This window comes from Sphingobacterium sp. Lzh-3 (assembly GCF_046764375.1).
Taxonomy (GTDB): Bacteria; Bacteroidota; Bacteroidia; order Sphingobacteriales; family Sphingobacteriaceae; genus Sphingobacterium.
Window position 1 is genome coordinate 3,254,246 of sequence record NZ_CP177226.1, and the last position, 15,628, is coordinate 3,269,873.

Consider the following 15,628-nt stretch of genomic DNA (forward strand, 5'->3'; position numbering starts at 1 on the left):
TCGTTAGCATTGCTGTAATAGTAATAATCGGGTCATGGTTTGGGAGTAATGTACACTCAACACAAAATATTAGAATAAAAGGCAGGATATCCACAACCCTGCCTTTTTTCCGCTTATATCCTGATCAAAATCCCTTGCCCTTTTGGACAAAGTTAATTTGGCCTTTTGAACAAAACAGGAAATATTAATCCTTCCTAATTTTGTATCAGTAATAGCTATCAAACGTATTCAAAATGGAAAAGAATAATTATCAGGGAGCGCAACAACAACCTATAGGTTCAGGCTTCAATGCAAGATCAACGGCCAAAGATGTGATTCAAAACATCGATCTTACTGGAAAAACAGCCATCGTAACGGGCGGCAATACCGGAATTGGGCTGGAAACTACGAGAGTACTCGCAGCAGCCGGAGCCACCGTAATTGTCGCTGCACGCGATGTCGACAAAGCAAAAAAGAATCTGGAAAGAATGGCCAATGTTGAAATAGCAGCAATGGATCTAATGTCACCCGCCTCTATTGATGCCTTCGCAAAAAATTTTACCGCTTCAGGAAGACCTTTACATTTACTTATTAACAATGCAGGTATTATGTGGGTTCCTTTGCGTAGAGATGAACGAGGTATAGAGTCACAGCTAGCCACTAATTATTTAGCGTTGTTCCAGCTCACCTCCAGATTATGGCCATCTCTTAAAAAAGCCAACGGAGCACGAGTAATTAATGTTTCCTCTCATGGTCATCATTTCGCACCTTTCAATTTTGATGATCCTAATTTCCTGTACAGTGAATATGAAACTTTACAGGGTTATGGACAATCCAAGACCGCTGTCAATCTTTTTTCAATGGAATTGGACGTGCGAGGACAATCTTCCCATATCAGAAGCTATGCGGTTCATCCCGGCTCTATCGGCGGAACAGAATTAGGCAGAGAAGCCCCGTTGGAGCTATTCCAAAAAATGGGTTTTGTGGATGCAAACGGCAACATGTTACCTGAAGTGGCCGCATCGCTAAAGACGATCCCACAGGGAGCTGCCACAACAGTATGGTGCGCCACAAGTCCTCTACTTGATCATATTGGCGGCGTTTATTGCGAAGACGGAGATATAGCGGTAGTCTCATCAGATATTACCGCGCAAAAAGGGGTACATCGCTATTCACTGGACGAAACCAATGCCAAAAGACTTTGGAAACTCACTGAAGAGATGACAGGTATCCGTTTCAATCCATAAATCCCGTTAAATCTACCCATTAAATGTTTTATTTAACGTATTGCGTCCGTCGTTTAAAATATAAAAAAATGAAAAATTTAAAAGATAAAGTAGCGTTAATAACAGGTGGTAATAGCGGTATTGGCTATGCCACAGCTAAAAAACTAAAAGAGAACGGCGCTGATATTATGCCCTTGTAAAAATAGCAGCCCTTGTACTGGCCTCAAAAAAAATACGCATTAATACCGTAAGTCCGGGACCGATAGCCACAGAAATCATGGAAAAAATCGGTTTAAATGACGAGCTGAAAAGCCATCTGATACAAAGCATCCCAAGGAGAAGAATGGAAAAGCAGAAGAAGTCGCAGATATGATTCACTATTTAACAAGTGAAAATGCAAGTTTTCTGACCGGAGCCAACTTTTTGGTGGATGGCGGACAACCTATCTAGAATTAATTTCAAGCATAAAAGAGGTGCAAGATAGCCATTGTGCCTCTTCTATTTTTAACAATGAACTTTTAAACAACGTAAATTATGTTATTTCTTATCTTTATCTTATTGATTTCTTTCATAAAAAAGCAAAAATCATGGAATACCAAGCCCGATACATAACCGAAGATATAAAGCTGTCCAGCTATAAAGACCAATTTTTCAAATCGGACATTATGTTTGACCAGCATATGTTGGTATGGTTTCTTTCCGGAGAAACCAAGATTGTACAGGCCGATGCTACCTATTTATTTGGAAAAGGGGATATTTTTCTGATTCCCAGAAACCAGTTGGCCACTATCATTAATTACCCCAAAGACGGTGAACCTCACAAAACGGTAGTTATGCATTTATCATTAGAAACATTAAAAAATTTTTATGCAGACAAGAATATAGATTCCGAACCGCAAAGTTCAGCAAGAATTTTTTGTTTTAATAACCATCCTCTTCTGGAAAGTTGTTTAGCATCGCTTATTCCTTATTTTGACATGAAAGATATCCCAGAGGATATTGCCGCGATTAAAATTACAGAAGCCATTTGCATCCTCAGAACAATGGATAAAAGGATCGATCATATACTTGCTAATTTTGAGGAGCCCGGAAAGATCAATCTTGCAGATTATATGGAGAAAAACTTTATGTTTAATCTCCCATTGGAAAAGTTTGCTTATCTCACCGGCAGAAGTCTCACAACGTTTAAGCGGGATTTCAAAAAAGCATTTACCATGACTCCACAACGATGGTTAACGCATAAACGTTTGGAACTTGCCTATTATCAGCTTACCGAAAAGAAAAAAAAACCACTGGAAGTTTGCTATGAGGTAGGATTTGAAAACCTTTCTCATTTTTCATCTGCGTTTAAGAAGCAGTTTGGGTTTGCACCAAGTCTGCTAAAAAGTAGACTCTGACATTAAAATAAAATTTCTGTAAACTCTTCGGCAAACTTTTCAAAGCTTGAAGCTCCAGCAAGAATTCCTTGTTTTTCTTTGAAATAATCTTTCAATAACCCACCATTCCTTAAAGTGATCCCCATGTCTAAGTTATAAGTATGTGCCATTTCTGGGGTCTTTCCCTGCTTGAGCAGATTTTCAGACAACACTTGATCTGGAAATTCAATCCATTTCAGATCAGGAAATTTTGTACCCCTTCCCAATATGTTGGTAATTTCATATCCTGTAATTTCGGCACTCACTGCGTAGGCACTGGATTTTCCACTGAAATTATTGTTATGTAAAGCTTCAAATATTACTTGCGCAATATCATGGGAATGAGAAAGAGCCAAAATAATTTTTCCACCAAAATTATTTCCAATAATATGCTGTTGTCGAATCATATCAGCTGCTCCATAAAAATTAGAATAAAACAATCCGGGGCGTAGATGTAATACATTTGTTCCTTGAATTGAATTAAACTCTTTTTCGTTATGGAAGTTGGCTCTAGCAGGCCCCGGTCCATCCACAAGATGTAAACCTTGCATACTTCTGTAAACTATAAAGTCGGCAACACCGAAATTATATGCAGTCCTCACAGCTATATCAGTGAACCGCATAATGGATTTAATAGTAGTCTTATCATTGACGTATAAAAAAATAATGAGAAAGGAACAAATAGAAATACTATTGCCGGGAAAAGTTAATCAATTTCCATATCCGATAAATACATCCACAACGAAAAAAGACGTTGAAGCGATGACGGATTTTGAGGAACTTAGTCTGATGATCGTAGCTAGGCCATCAAACAAAAACTAGGGCTTTGTAGACGATAGCCGTAAGATATCAAAATATGGTATAAAACTCTATCGGTAAAAGATGGCTCAGGAAATATTACACCTAATAAAAATATGAGAGAGTGTACACCGACAGACTATGGGGAAACTCTTCAAGAGTCCGATTTAATCTTCACGGTTCAAACTTGAAAGCGCAAATCTTTAAATAATAAAAAAAGAAGTGTCTGATCTAATTCAGACACTTCAAAATAGGTGGAATAATCTCCTTAACCAAAATAGTCACAAACAAACCATTTAGTAAACGATATAAAGCGATATTGCTATTATAGCACTAAAAAGAAGCAAATAGCCCCCATTTGAGCATAGCCTATTTGGGGTCAGAAATATTACAGTTCAAATTCTGGTTCATTTGGATTACTCTGGAATTTACCGGCAGCGGTTACTCTGAAACTCCCAGTAGTCGCAAAAGTATCTTCCATAAACATAAAATGATAGATTTTCTCCCCCTTAACCTTTGCAAGGATAGAAAAAGGAGATGTAATCTGCTTATTTAATGTTCGCGATGTATAGGTAAAAGTTCCAAAAACTGCAACTTTTTCATCCTCTGAAAATATATCCTGAACTTCAAATGCCTGAATTGTCCAAAATTCATTAACTCCTGCAAACGTGTCTATAAAGGCTTGAGCTCCTTTATGAGTTCCAGCCCACGGCAATATTCGCTGTAATTCTGCATTCTCAAAATTTAATGAAATGTAAGTGGCATCAGGATTAATAATGGGCCTCATTACCTCTGGATTGGTTGTATTGGCCAAAAACAGCTCAATAACTTCTTTCGGTGTTTTCATCTTTTTAAATATTTAAACATTGACAGTAAAAAAGCTACCCCGAGATTATAATTGAAAAACCTATCAAGAAAATTAATAGATTAAACAGTTTTTTACGGAACAGATGTACAATTTTCACCTCACAAAGTTCAATCAAAAGGATGCTTTTCAACAATAATCTAGTTTAAGAAATTTAATTAATGTATGTCAAGGAAAATATATGGACCACCCGGTGAGATACGCTATATATATTATTCCTTTTTTTGCATTGTCATAAAAATAAATAGCATATTGTCAAGATCTTTAGTAGATTTTGCATAGCCAGCCATGTGCATCAATTCATTCCACCCGTCGCCACTTTTATTCTCAATTATACTTTGAATAGAATAGTTTCCGTTACAGTTATAAATGGTCCAGTTGACATTCTGATTAAATAGCTCCCTTTTCAGATGCTCTATTTTACATCTTTTACTTTTAGCAGTTCTATCTTCAAATACCTTGATAAAACTTTAGTTCAACTGGACATAATAGGTTTCTTGAGCATGGCTATTGAAGGCGCAATGTTTGATTGGAGCTGGGTTTACTTTCAAGATATTGTAAAGGCACCTAAACAATTAATTATTCTGGGTTATACCTCCTTTGTTTTAATGATGGCTACCGGAAGGTTCTTAGGAGATTATCTCATTGTTAGATTTGGCAGAAAAAAAGTTATACAAATGTCTGGTATCTTTATGGCATCGGGTTTACTCCTATCTGTATTATCAGCAAATTTAATTGTATGTACCCTAGCATTTATGATGGTTGGACTCGGCGGTTCATGCAGTGTTCCTACGGTATATGGTGTAACAGGAAAACACAATAAGGTTAATGCAAGTATATCTCTTACACTAGTATCAACTATAGCCTTTTTAGGTTTTTTAATCGGACCACCTGCGATTGGATTTATTTCGGTTTTTTTTGACCTCAGGTATTCTTTTATGCTGTTTTCAATTTTTGGAATCATTATATAGCTTGTCGTTCCAGTATATTAGAAGACAGGTAAGTAGCCTCATTATCCAAACTCAAAAATCTCAACGAACGACATGTCTCATCTGAAAATTTGGACGAAGAATATCTTCAGCTCTATTTTGGACTCTTCGAGCTAAACTTATATGCCAACCTAAAAACTCTTTTTACATATTCGATGCAAAAGGATACTTTTAGAGCGATAAAAATAACGGCAAATGACTAACAATATCGAACAATTCTTTAATGCAAATTTGACCGAAGGAATACATTGTGTTTACACAGAGAATATTCCAAAAGACATGATAGCATCAGAGGTAAACGAAAATGGCTGGTACGAATGGAATATTACAACTTACCTAAAGGAAAAGAAGAATTAGAGTTAATAAGATTTGATGGTTATGCAATAACAAAATACAAAAAATAATAAACGCTATCTGCAGAAAAGCTGTTTTGTCAGGCTAGCTAAAGTGGATCGCATGATCTCAATAGTTGAAATCTCCAATATAAGCTATCTCATTGAAACATGATGAAAGCCATCAAATATTACTGACTGATTAGAGATACAATTCTACTTTTTTAGTATCTTAACAGTAAACTACCGACCAATGCCAAAAAAAATTATAAGAAATCTCCAGATAGGTGTAATGCTGTCTTTGATACTATTGATTGCGGGTTCTATAGCATCTTATGTTAGCATACATAACCAGATGGAGAGCAGGAAAAGCCTCTTAAAAACGAAGGAGTCTATCAGTTTAATAAAAGATATTTTAAACACGCTGTTAAATGCCGAAACGGGCAATCGGGGATATCAGCTTACCGGCCGTGAAAATTTTCTTGAACCTTTCAATAAAAGCAGGAATGAATATCCGCTGCTTGTTGCTAACAAAGATAGGTTTAATCTTAACGATAAACTCCAGATTAATATCCTTCATGAACTGCTGCATACCTCAGACATGTTGATGAAAGAATATGTCTTGTTGATTGATAATCGTACAAAGGGAATATTAATGACTCCAGAAGAACTTGTTCAAAACAAGATGGCCATGGATAAATGCCGAATGCTCGTTCAGGAGTTTGTGAAACACGAGGAAGTTCAGCTTGCCCTAAAAAATGAAGATCTGAATAACTCCACCAAACGGACCGTTTTATTCATTATCTTTTCAGCAGTCGCGGCTATTGGCGTCACCATTTTCGTCTATATTCAACTAAAATCGGACATTATGCGCCGGGATAAGTTGGAAAAAGATCTGTTTTACACGAAGGAAATGCTTGAGGAAACAAGCGCAGTTGCCCAAGTGGGAGGCTGGGAAGTCAATATGAAGACCGGAAAGCTCATCTGGTCTCAAAGTGTCCGAGAAATTCATAAAACTGACATTAATTTCCAACCAACTTATGAAAATGCCCTTGGATTTTACGAAGGGAAAAACAGAGCGAGAATAGAATTTCTATTTAAAAGAGCAGTAGAACAAGGAATTCCATTCGATGAGGAGCTGCAACTTCTGCGTAACGACGGCGTCACCATCTGGGTAAGAGTAAAAGGGATTCCCGAATTTGAAAATGAAGTTTGTCACAGGGTTTTTGGAATTATCCAGAACATTGATGCCTTCAAAAAAATGTTTTTGGAAGTTGCTCAGAAAGAAGCTATGATGCAGTCCTGTGCTACAGATGTTCCTATTCCTTTGGCGATGTTTGACAGAGCCCTTAACTACGTTGCTGTAAGCAGCAGGTGGCGAGATGAATTTAGTATGAATAATGTCGACCTTATCGGCAATAACCTGTTTACAATATCGCCCAATATTCCCGAAGAAAGAAAAAAGATTTACAGGAATGCGCTTTTGGGAGAAACGTACATCGATGGGGATTTTGCGCTAAAAGTGGAAGGAAAAGAAGAAATTCAACATTACGATCTTAAAGTCGGACCGTGGTATCTTACAAAAGATGAGATTGGAGGTATAATTATTTCCATACAGAATATTACAAATGCCGTAAAAATAAACGAGGAATTGAAAAATGCGAAGGAAACTGCAGATATAGCCAGCAGAGCAAAATCCGAATTTTTGGCCAATATGAGTCATGAGATCCGTACCCCTTTGAATGGAGTTATTGGTTTTTCCGACCTTCTACTCCGGACACCACTGAATGAAGCACAGACGCAATATCTGCATTACATCAATGAATCAGGGGAAAACCTCCTTAGCATTATTAATGATATACTGGATTTTTCTAAAATAGAATCCGGAAAAATGGAACTTTTGATTGAAAAAAGTGATGTGTATGATATGTTAAGCCAAGTCATCAATGTTATTCTTTATCAATCCCAGAAAAAAAACATCGAACTTCTTCTCAACGTTGAGCCGAGCCTTCCAAAAATACTTTTCATTGATGAAATCAGGTTAAAACAGATCTTGATCAATCTGTTAGGAAATGCCGTGAAATTCACAGAAAAGGGCGAGATCGAACTAAAAGTAGAGAAGTTACGCATGGATGATCATACGATTGCCTTACGATTCTCGGTAAGAGATACCGGAATCGGCATCCCTGTTGAGAAACAGAAATATATTTTTGATGCCTTTACCCAAGAAAACAGTTCAATCAGTAAACGATTTGGCGGCACCGGACTGGGACTAACCATCTCCAACAATATCTTGGGATATATGCGAAGTCATTTGTCACTGACCAGCGAAGTGGGCAGCGGTTCTGTATTTTTCTTCGACCTTGAGGTTCCTTACGAAATGTCTGAATGGAAAGAAGAGGATGAAACGACTATTAAATCAGCCTTAGTGGTGGATGATAATGAAAGCAACAGGATTATCCTTGAACACATGCTTAGCTATAAAAATATCAAATCCACATTGGCTTCTAATGGAATGGAAGCCTTGGATATCATGTTGAAAGGTGAGCGGTTCGATGTGATTTTGATGGACTATCATATGCCTATTATGTCCGGATTGGAAACAATAGATAAAATAAAAGGCTTGTTAAATCAGCGAAAAGAGGTTGCTCCATTTATAGTACTTTCTTCCTCTTCGGAAGAGCTGGATATACTTACTTCAGTTAGGAAAATAGAAAATACACATTTGCTGTTGAAGCCTATAAAATCACATGATCTATACAAAACCCTTAAAAAGGTAGACCGAAGCACAGTAATAGAAATAGTTAAGAATCAGCCTGAGAAAGAATCGCATGCATTTGAGCGAGAATTAGATGTACTTTTGGTTGATGATAACCCTGTTAATATGGTCCTGAACAATAGGATAATGAAGTCTCTTGCTCCCAATATACTTCTAACCGAGGCGGCAAATGGTTTACAGGCTTTGGAAGAATGCAGGAAAAAGCAGTTTTCCCTTATTATCATGGATGTACAAATGCCGATCATGAGTGGTATCGAGGCAACACAACATATTAGAATGTTGCCAGAATATCAACATATACCTATCATAGGCGTTACAGCTGGAAATGTACTGGGGGAAAAAGAAAAATGCCTTGAATCCGGAATGAATGACTTTCTTCCCAAACCGATACGGCGGGTAGAACTTCTTGAAGTACTCAAAAAATATATTAGCGTTTAGTAGTTATGGTTGAATTTCATTTGGGAAGGTCAGACTAGACAATTCGGCCTTCAGTAATTTCTAGCAAAACGCATCATCTGATTTATCCATAAATATTATATTTTCTAGCTGTTTTCTCTACATCCGAATTTTCAATAAATTCTAAAACCCACTTATTGGCTTTTATAGCTCTCCTTGCAACTGTTCTATATGGAGTCCCGAAGAGAAGAAAATAAACGCCCAAATACTGATCACCGCCAAATTTGTATAGGCATTACTTTTCATCATCAGTTCATGGTCGGTATAAATTAGTCTCGTTAGTGTAAAATAAGTTTTGACCCATGCAGCATGTATATAGAAATCCTGCTCCATATTATTCCTTCCCGACACATCGGCAACCAGCCCCACCCCGCCCATAAACACCTTATAATTCTTTTTACCGTTTGTAGAGAACTAATAAAGTGCCCTCCTAATTTACCTCAATCTACGCTAATTAGATATCCGTCGTCTACGGCAAAAAAATATAATCGAGTGAACAATCTCACTTAAAGTGATCAAAATTTATAGTTTTTTTAATTTCTCATTAATTTTAGTTTGCAACACACTGTCGAAGTCTATAATATACTTGGAAGACTTTGTAATTATCCTTAAGTAATTTTTATCGGTTGTTGATATAATGGTCACTATTTCATTATTTGGGAACTCAAACTTCCCTTTACGGACATTCCCCATTTGAAAACCACTTATCTTTTTCGTTTGAATAGGTGCAGATATCTTCTCAATTGCTACAATATCATTTATATCTAATATTTGTCCGTAGGGACCAGAAATGAATAACTTATTATCATTCAATTTTATTGTGGGATTGCTTAACCCTATAAAAATAGCATTTATAATTGCAATAATGATAGCCATCCCAACACCTAAGACTAACAGGTTAGTTTTAGAAGTGTTCCTATAATAACTTAAGGACCTATATATTAAAAGAAAAAAGCCAAAAATCGGGTATAATACAGAAAATAGAATACCGATATTAGCATTATCAAATATCTGAAAAAGTATAGATCCAATAACAAGATAGGAAACAGCCAATATCAAAAGATAATTTTTGAAAAATTTCAGAAATTTTTTCAACTCAAATTGTCGCCTTTCAATTGATGGCATCGAATTATACCCAGCAAGAATATAACGGGCATTTTTTTCGTTGACAACGATTGCCATAAGTAGCATTATCAGAAAGAATAAATACATTAACATTCTTCTAAAGAAAATTGGCTAAAATGTGCTCTGTTTATAATTATCTTCAAATATAAAAAATATTTTAGTTTCAAATAAAACAAATACTCTTTAAATTATTTTTAAAATTTGCTTTTTTTTCCTTATTCCTAATCTATTAACACTTTCACTATTTCTCTTTTGCTGATCTCAATTAGCCTAATTATAATATCCTCTTCACAAGTTTGATCAAAACTTATGCTAGTTGGATTATATTTATTTCAAAACAGTAATAACTGATATGCAAAGATCCCATTGGAGTTATAAAACCAATAACCTACTATGCAATCACTGTGTAACACTAATGCAATCATTGGATTAAAATCTTAAAAAGGCTACATACCAGATGGAGTGCTATAAGTCATGATTTCCGTACCATTAGATTTTTTCACAATGTCTTTTGTATTTCTAAGTATTAAGGTATGACTTCCGAGTTTGCTATATGATACAAAGTCTCCATCCCGAGTTTGTTTACATACAACAAACATATGCCAGTTGCCGTCTGCTGGAAGTGAGATAATCACTTTTTTCCCAGACTTCAACTCGTTTTCTATAGTTTGGAAAAGGCTGTCCATCGGAAAGGTTGAATTCCGAGGCAAAACAAATTTTTGAGAAAAAGTAATACCGTATAGTACTTTATTGTCAAAATCACGAAAAGAGCCATCAGTTTTGTTCTTCCATTCGTTTTGTAAACCGTAAAAATCAAAATCCACTAATTTATAATACTTTAGAATCATTTCGACAGCAGATGGGATACAGGACATTTGAAAGAGTTGATTATGGTTGTTTATGACAGTGTCAAAAAACTCAAAATTATCTTTTTCTTGTGTTTGAGCCTTCGAATGAAAAACAAAAGATGTGAATATTAACACAACTAAACTAAAGAGGACCTTTTTCATAATTTAAATTATTTTTGATTATAAAACAAGAAATGCTGGCATCTTCCCAAAATTAAGACGGAATATTGTACGTTATGATTTCTGTACCGTTAGACTTTTTCACAATTTCTTTTGTATTTCTAAGTATCGTTGTATGGCTTCCATATTTGCTGTAAGAAACAAATTCACCATCCAAAGTTTGTTTATAGACGACAAAAATGGACCAACCTGTTTCCACCTGAAGCGCGATGATTACCTTTTTACCAGATTTCAATTCATTTTCTATCGTTTGAAAAAGACTATCCATAGGAAAACTTTCATCCCGCGGTAAATTAAATTTCCGGGAAAAAGTAACTCCGTATAATTCCTTTTTGTCAAATTCATGGAAAGAACCATCCGTTCTATTTTGCCATTTAATCTGCAAGTCATAAAAGTTAAAATCCACCGCTTTACAATACTTTAGCACCATTTCGACGGCCGAGGGGATACCCGAAGCCTGAAATATTTGATTGTGGTTGTTTACAACGGTATCAAAAAAATCGTATTTGTTGTCTTTTTGTGTTTGTCCCTTCGCATCAAAAATAACCAATGTCAATATTAACACAACTAAACTAAAGAGAACCTTTTTCATAATTTAAATTATTTTTGATTAATTGAAATTTCCACCTAGAAGATAAATGAAGTTTGAGGTCGTTTATGAAAGAGACATAATCGTTCAGTACTTTCCTTATAACCAGATTAACCATGTTGAATCAAGATACAAATTAGATATGTAAATTAGCTGCTTAGTTATATAACAATTATATACAAAAAGATGAAGCTTTTGAACGTTTAGCATATAACTATAATTGAATTTTTATATGTCAAAAGATTGCTTACACGCCAACTCAATAACCTCTGCCGGTTTTATAAACGGTTTCCCATTTGACGATATTGAAACATATTCGTTCCAACGCGGAGGGAAATACAATGCGGTTATCCAAATGCTGAAACCAGAACGACATCATTTAAAAGAAAGAAGAAACGAAACGAGCTCAACGAAAACGAAGAAATTCGACTGATTCAACTGATGCCTTATTGCGTGTGACGCAATACTTATTTGATGATAATGCGCAGTCTCATTTTTGCTGCCAGAGAATATAAGTGCTTTTATTTCTTTTTAAGTTCTTCGATTTGTCCATTTGCGTAGTTTTTAGCTTGGTCGTCTCCGTATTTGATTGTCAGTTCGTAATATTTAATTGCATTTATTGCGTCGTCTTTTAGTTTATATGTTTGTGCAATGTTGCTCAAAACAATGTAGTCCTTTGGTTTTAGTTTCTCGGCTTTCAAAAGAGTGTCAAGAGCTTTGTCATACTGTTTTTGCAGCATAAAAACGATTGAAATATTTGATAAACTTTCTATATGTTCAGGGTAATATTTTAAAACGGCTTCGGCAATTCGTTTCATATTTTCAATCAAGCTGTCATTTTCAGTGTTGTAAATTTGAAGTTGATAATCTTGTATTGAACTAAGCATAAAATTTGGGGGGTCGTCAAGTGGGTTGTTGTCTGCCCATGTCCATTTGTTTTTGTTTACATCAGAATAGTCAATCGTATTGATAATTTCAGCTGTGAATTTTTCATAGTCTTCAATTTGTCCGAGCAAATAAATTTTGCCAAAACGCATATCAAGTCTGTTCGGATGTTTTGCAAGCCCTTTGTCTATGTAGTCAAAACCCTTTTTTAAAATGTTTTGATCATAGTAAGTGTCACCATATATATAAGCAACAGGCTCTTTTTTAGAACTATCTTGATCCATAATCTGAAGAACGTCAGTTCCCTTTGGGTTTTGTCCAAGAGTTACAACTTCTTTATTACTCTTTTTTACAAAATAGTTAAAATAAGCGATATAAAGTTCAGGGTCATTGCTGTCTGCTCTTTCCCATTTGTCTAAAAGCTGTTGTTGACCTAACGTGTCGTTTTTAGAAACAAGTTCGTTGAATTGTTGCTTAAATGTTTGTCCAGAAACTTGGCTAAATACCAAAGTCAAACCGAAAATTAAAAGTGTTGCGCTTTTCATCATTGTCGTCATTTTAGCATTTCTTAAAACGTTTGAGGGCTTGGCGCCATTGGCAGAAACTGAAGCGAAAATTTCAATTTAGCAACACAGTAAGCAAAAGCCAATTAATTGAATAAATTTAAGAAAAAAGTCAAAACAACTGGCTTTGCGGAATACAAAGCGAAACTTTAAATTTTAGTCTTACCCCATGATTACCCAAAACTTCCTTCACATAAGAACTTCCCACCTGTCTTATTTATTCGACACCAAATTCCTCAAAAGAAATGATTTATATCTCATTATTATTTGCAGAATTCATATCAAATTTAAACTTAGTTACGTTTTTATGCCATGCAAACTGGCTATAGCAAGATATATGTTAGCCAGGTCGAGGTTTTTATTAACTCCAATGCCATAATAATAACAGCGGCCAACTTCGTAAATAGATTGTCTCTCACCAAGTAAGATAGCCTTGGAATAAAACAAGAAAGCTTTTTTCATATTCTTTTTTACGCCAAAACCATTCTCATAACAAACGGCTAAATCAAAACAGGCCAATTCATTGTTCTGAAGGGATGATTCAAATAACAGCTTAACGGCTACTTTATAATCTTTTTTGACGGTTTTCCCATATAGATACCATGTCGCTAAAGCATATTGCGCTTTACTGTTACCCTTGTCAATCGCTCTATTTAATAATTCAAGTGCATTTGAATCTCCTATCTCAGTATTTTTGCTCGCTTCTTTGAGAGCTTGAAAATATAATTTATCTCCTTTTGCCATATTATATAAAATAACAAAATGCCCAATATTTTTTCTATCTAAACGTCATATCTATCCGAAATAATTGACTTCAAATAATTCGACAAATTGTATTGAGTAAAATCTCAAAAATCCGCACATCCATTACATATTTTTATTAAAATCAAGTCAGATTCTTCTCCTAAACTATATTGAACTAACTTAACCAATTCAAATTTTTCTACTGAAATTTCCACTAAAGAAACCCATGCGCAAATCAAAAGCCAAATATGGTTGACGAGCTCCCCTTCTATTTCAAAGAAAACAGTAAAGTTTGAGAAACCATACACTTTAGTTTATCCTGTTGTGCAGTCGACTATCCTTTCGCAATTATAATCAATTTGTGTTGCCCTTTCAAATCCAAAACCTTCTAATAGCTTAATTAAATAATCTGTTCGAATTTCTTTTGAAATAGTAGTTGTAGTCATTTCTCCATGCTCAAATATTTCAGTAAATCCGAAATCCGTTCGTGACGCATTTCCTGAGCCACCTTATGGTACGAATGGATTTAAAAATTGGATTGTTAATGATGGGAATTTCATCTGATTTTGACTGATCAGAATCCTGTATCGAGGGACAATCCAAGTGTTGTCCATTATAATCCATCTTTGAAAATATTAAAAACGAAAGTTCTATAAAATACTAAAAGTAAAGTGCCTAAAGAATCCTGCTTTACTTTTAGTATCAAGACCATTAATAACTAACAAGCTTTTGTAGTCCGCTGTTTAATAAGCGTTTCGAATGAACTATTAGGCTATTTATCATTTTTTATTCCAAATAACCTATTGAGCAAGAAATGCGACAGCCCTCGCCAAAAAAGTATCATAATTTTGATAAAATGCAGCGTGCCCTGAATCTGAAAACTCTAAAAGAATAGAGTTTTCTAAATTTTGGTTCATATTGTAGGCATTTTGAATAGAGATTGGAAGGTCCTGATCACCATGTACGATTAAAACAGGTTTTTTGATAGCCTTAATTTCATCAAGTGCTCCGGGGTCTGGCTGTGCCCAGGTTAGTACAGCTGTAAACTGAGCAGATGTACTGGCATCGCTAAGCACTGGATCTCTATCAATTATCCGTTGATGAACTCTAGCATAAGATGATTTTCCAGACGCAATACTTGACTGTGAATCGGTAAATCCGAATTTTAAGTAGGAATCTTCAGGGCTAAGTCCGGCACTTCCAGCAATTATATTTGGAAGATTGGAAAGACCAATAGCTCCTTTAGGCCCACTATCAGCTAAAATTATTTTATTAATTAGTTCGGAATCCGTCAAAACAATTCTTTGAGCCACGAATCCGCCCATTGAAAATCCCATAATATTGACCTTCCTTAAATTCATTGCTCTGATAAAATCGATGGCATCGTTAGCCATTGCCTGGATAGTATTGGGGGTAGCTCCTTTGGAAGATGCCACTCCTTTATTATCAAATATGATCAATTTGTATTCTTTCGCGAGACCGTCGGTCACGGCAGGATCCCAATCATCCATAGAACCACCTGTTCCAGGTAGTAATACTAGCGGAATTCCTCCATCTTTACCCCAACTTCGGTAAGCGAAATCTGTTCCTTTCACATTGATAAAGCTGGTCTTCGCATTTTTGTGATTTACAATGGTTGTCTCCTGCCCTATTGGTAAATCATTATCGTTGCTACACGAAATCGATACTGCGGAAAAAAGGCTTAAACATAGTGCGCCTGCGATAGTAAACTTTCTGATTGTCTTCATTTTATTTATTGTTTTAATGATTATGAAGCAAACTTAAAACGATCCTCAAAGCAGTACATACCCAAAACAGTTGAACCGGACAATTTTGTAAGTGAATTAGTCAATTC

17 protein-coding genes and 1 pseudogene are annotated in these 15,628 nt (G+C 35.5%); 9 read left to right on the top strand and 9 right to left on the bottom strand.

Annotation, left to right across the window (positions count from 1 at the left end):
* Window positions 1–233: 233 nt before the first annotated feature.
* The 5 genes and pseudogenes from ACLCDV_RS13605 to ACLCDV_RS13625 all read left to right on the top strand — a co-directional run bounded on the left by ACLCDV_RS13605 (window position 234) and on the right by ACLCDV_RS13625 (window position 2,602).
* Window positions 234–1,226, top strand: coding sequence for an SDR family NAD(P)-dependent oxidoreductase (locus tag ACLCDV_RS13605; protein WP_411971399.1), 993 nt, complete (start codon window positions 234–236; stop codon window positions 1,224–1,226).
* 68 nt (window positions 1,227–1,294) lie between these two features.
* Complete coding sequence (locus ACLCDV_RS13610; RefSeq protein ID WP_317666559.1) at window positions 1,295–1,405, top strand: SDR family oxidoreductase; 111 nt, start codon at window positions 1,295–1,297, stop codon at window positions 1,403–1,405.
* Window positions 1,406–1,443: 38 nt separating this feature from the next.
* Window positions 1,444–1,578, top strand: coding sequence for a hypothetical protein (locus tag ACLCDV_RS13615; protein WP_411973945.1), 135 nt, complete (start codon window positions 1,444–1,446; stop codon window positions 1,576–1,578).
* Window positions 1,530–1,655, top strand: a pseudogene (locus ACLCDV_RS13620) (SDR family oxidoreductase); the annotation flags it as partial. The gene ACLCDV_RS13615 and the pseudogene ACLCDV_RS13620, both read left to right, overlap by 49 nt.
* A gap of 137 nt (window positions 1,656–1,792) precedes the next feature.
* The gene (locus tag ACLCDV_RS13625; protein ID WP_317666558.1) at window positions 1,793–2,602 is read left to right on the top strand and encodes an AraC family transcriptional regulator; all 810 of its coding nucleotides are present in this window, start codon (window positions 1,793–1,795) and stop codon (window positions 2,600–2,602) included.
* A gap of 2 nt (window positions 2,603–2,604) precedes the next feature.
* On the opposite strand, the gene ACLCDV_RS13630 is transcribed toward ACLCDV_RS13625, so the two are convergent.
* The gene (locus tag ACLCDV_RS13630; protein ID WP_411971400.1) at window positions 2,605–3,222 is read right to left on the bottom strand and encodes a hypothetical protein; all 618 of its coding nucleotides are present in this window, start codon (window positions 3,220–3,222) and stop codon (window positions 2,605–2,607) included.
* Between the two features lie 64 nt (window positions 3,223–3,286).
* On the opposite strand from ACLCDV_RS13630, the gene ACLCDV_RS13635 reads away from it, so the two are divergent.
* Window positions 3,287–3,442, top strand: a complete 156-nt coding sequence (locus ACLCDV_RS13635) for a hypothetical protein (RefSeq protein WP_411971401.1) — start codon at window positions 3,287–3,289, stop codon at window positions 3,440–3,442.
* A gap of 364 nt (window positions 3,443–3,806) precedes the next feature.
* Here the strand turns inward: ACLCDV_RS13635 and ACLCDV_RS13640 are convergent, their stop codons facing one another.
* Complete coding sequence (locus ACLCDV_RS13640) at window positions 3,807–4,265, bottom strand: nuclear transport factor 2 family protein (RefSeq protein ID WP_411971402.1); 459 nt, start codon at window positions 4,263–4,265, stop codon at window positions 3,807–3,809.
* 521 nt (window positions 4,266–4,786) lie between these two features.
* On the opposite strand from ACLCDV_RS13640, the gene ACLCDV_RS13645 reads away from it, so the two are divergent.
* From ACLCDV_RS13645 to ACLCDV_RS13655, 3 genes are all read left to right on the top strand, one after another.
* Complete coding sequence (locus tag ACLCDV_RS13645) at window positions 4,787–5,254, top strand: MFS transporter (RefSeq protein WP_411971403.1); 468 nt, start codon at window positions 4,787–4,789, stop codon at window positions 5,252–5,254.
* Window positions 5,255–5,467: 213 nt separating this feature from the next.
* Entirely contained in the window at window positions 5,468–5,629 is a 162-nt protein-coding gene (locus tag ACLCDV_RS13650; RefSeq protein WP_411971404.1) for a hypothetical protein, read from the top strand.
* A gap of 330 nt (window positions 5,630–5,959) precedes the next feature.
* On the top strand, window positions 5,960–8,821 hold the full coding sequence (locus ACLCDV_RS13655; protein ID WP_411971405.1) for a response regulator: 2,862 nt from the start codon (window positions 5,960–5,962) through the stop codon (window positions 8,819–8,821).
* 162 nt (window positions 8,822–8,983) lie between these two features.
* Here ACLCDV_RS13655 and ACLCDV_RS13660 read toward each other — a convergent pair whose 3' ends face one another.
* The 7 genes from ACLCDV_RS13660 to ACLCDV_RS13690 form a co-directional block, all read right to left on the bottom strand.
* Window positions 8,984–9,223 carry a hypothetical protein gene (locus ACLCDV_RS13660; protein ID WP_411971406.1) on the bottom strand — a complete coding sequence of 80 codons (240 nt, stop codon included), beginning with the start codon at window positions 9,221–9,223 and terminating at the stop codon, window positions 8,984–8,986.
* A gap of 138 nt (window positions 9,224–9,361) precedes the next feature.
* On the bottom strand, window positions 9,362–10,057 hold the full coding sequence (locus ACLCDV_RS13665) for a DUF3784 domain-containing protein (protein ID WP_411971407.1): 696 nt from the start codon (window positions 10,055–10,057) through the stop codon (window positions 9,362–9,364).
* 353 nt (window positions 10,058–10,410) lie between these two features.
* Entirely contained in the window at window positions 10,411–10,974 is a 564-nt protein-coding gene (locus tag ACLCDV_RS13670; protein ID WP_411971408.1) for a hypothetical protein, read from the bottom strand.
* A gap of 52 nt (window positions 10,975–11,026) precedes the next feature.
* Entirely contained in the window at window positions 11,027–11,584 is a 558-nt protein-coding gene (locus tag ACLCDV_RS13675) for a hypothetical protein (protein WP_411971409.1), read from the bottom strand.
* A 518-nt stretch (window positions 11,585–12,102) separates the two neighbouring features.
* Window positions 12,103–13,014, bottom strand: coding sequence for a tetratricopeptide repeat protein (locus tag ACLCDV_RS13680; protein WP_411971410.1), 912 nt, complete (start codon window positions 13,012–13,014; stop codon window positions 12,103–12,105).
* Between the two features lie 312 nt (window positions 13,015–13,326).
* Complete coding sequence (locus ACLCDV_RS13685) at window positions 13,327–13,773, bottom strand: tetratricopeptide repeat protein (RefSeq protein WP_411971411.1); 447 nt, start codon at window positions 13,771–13,773, stop codon at window positions 13,327–13,329.
* An 800-nt stretch (window positions 13,774–14,573) separates the two neighbouring features.
* Window positions 14,574–15,521, bottom strand: a complete 948-nt coding sequence (locus ACLCDV_RS13690; protein WP_411971412.1) for an alpha/beta fold hydrolase — start codon at window positions 15,519–15,521, stop codon at window positions 14,574–14,576.
* Between the last annotated feature and the right edge of the window lie 107 nt (window positions 15,522–15,628).

Excerpts from the sequence above, each read along its gene's own strand:
- ACLCDV_RS13605 (WP_411971399.1), top strand. The coding sequence starts at position 234 with ATGGAAAAGAATAATTATCAGGGAGCGCAACAACAACCTATAGGTTCA.
- ACLCDV_RS13610 (WP_317666559.1), top strand. The coding sequence starts at position 1,295 with ATGAAAAATTTAAAAGATAAAGTAGCGTTAATAACAGGTGGTAATAGC.
- ACLCDV_RS13625 (WP_317666558.1), top strand. The coding sequence starts at position 1,793 with ATGGAATACCAAGCCCGATACATAACCGAAGATATAAAGCTGTCCAGC.
- ACLCDV_RS13635 (WP_411971401.1), top strand. The coding sequence starts at position 3,287 with ATGAGAAAGGAACAAATAGAAATACTATTGCCGGGAAAAGTTAATCAA.
- ACLCDV_RS13640 (WP_411971402.1), bottom strand. The coding sequence starts at position 4,265 with ATGAAAACACCGAAAGAAGTTATTGAGCTGTTTTTGGCCAATACAACC.
- ACLCDV_RS13645 (WP_411971403.1), top strand. The coding sequence starts at position 4,787 with ATGGCTATTGAAGGCGCAATGTTTGATTGGAGCTGGGTTTACTTTCAA.
- ACLCDV_RS13650 (WP_411971404.1), top strand. The coding sequence starts at position 5,468 with ATGACTAACAATATCGAACAATTCTTTAATGCAAATTTGACCGAAGGA.
- ACLCDV_RS13655 (WP_411971405.1), top strand. The coding sequence starts at position 5,960 with ATGGAGAGCAGGAAAAGCCTCTTAAAAACGAAGGAGTCTATCAGTTTA.
- ACLCDV_RS13665 (WP_411971407.1), bottom strand. The coding sequence starts at position 10,057 with ATGTTAATGTATTTATTCTTTCTGATAATGCTACTTATGGCAATCGTT.
- ACLCDV_RS13670 (WP_411971408.1), bottom strand. The coding sequence starts at position 10,974 with ATGAAAAAGGTCCTCTTTAGTTTAGTTGTGTTAATATTCACATCTTTT.
- ACLCDV_RS13675 (WP_411971409.1), bottom strand. The coding sequence starts at position 11,584 with ATGAAAAAGGTTCTCTTTAGTTTAGTTGTGTTAATATTGACATTGGTT.
- ACLCDV_RS13680 (WP_411971410.1), bottom strand. The coding sequence starts at position 13,014 with ATGATGAAAAGCGCAACACTTTTAATTTTCGGTTTGACTTTGGTATTT.
- ACLCDV_RS13685 (WP_411971411.1), bottom strand. The coding sequence starts at position 13,773 with ATGGCAAAAGGAGATAAATTATATTTTCAAGCTCTCAAAGAAGCGAGC.
- ACLCDV_RS13690 (WP_411971412.1), bottom strand. The coding sequence starts at position 15,521 with ATGAAGACAATCAGAAAGTTTACTATCGCAGGCGCACTATGTTTAAGC.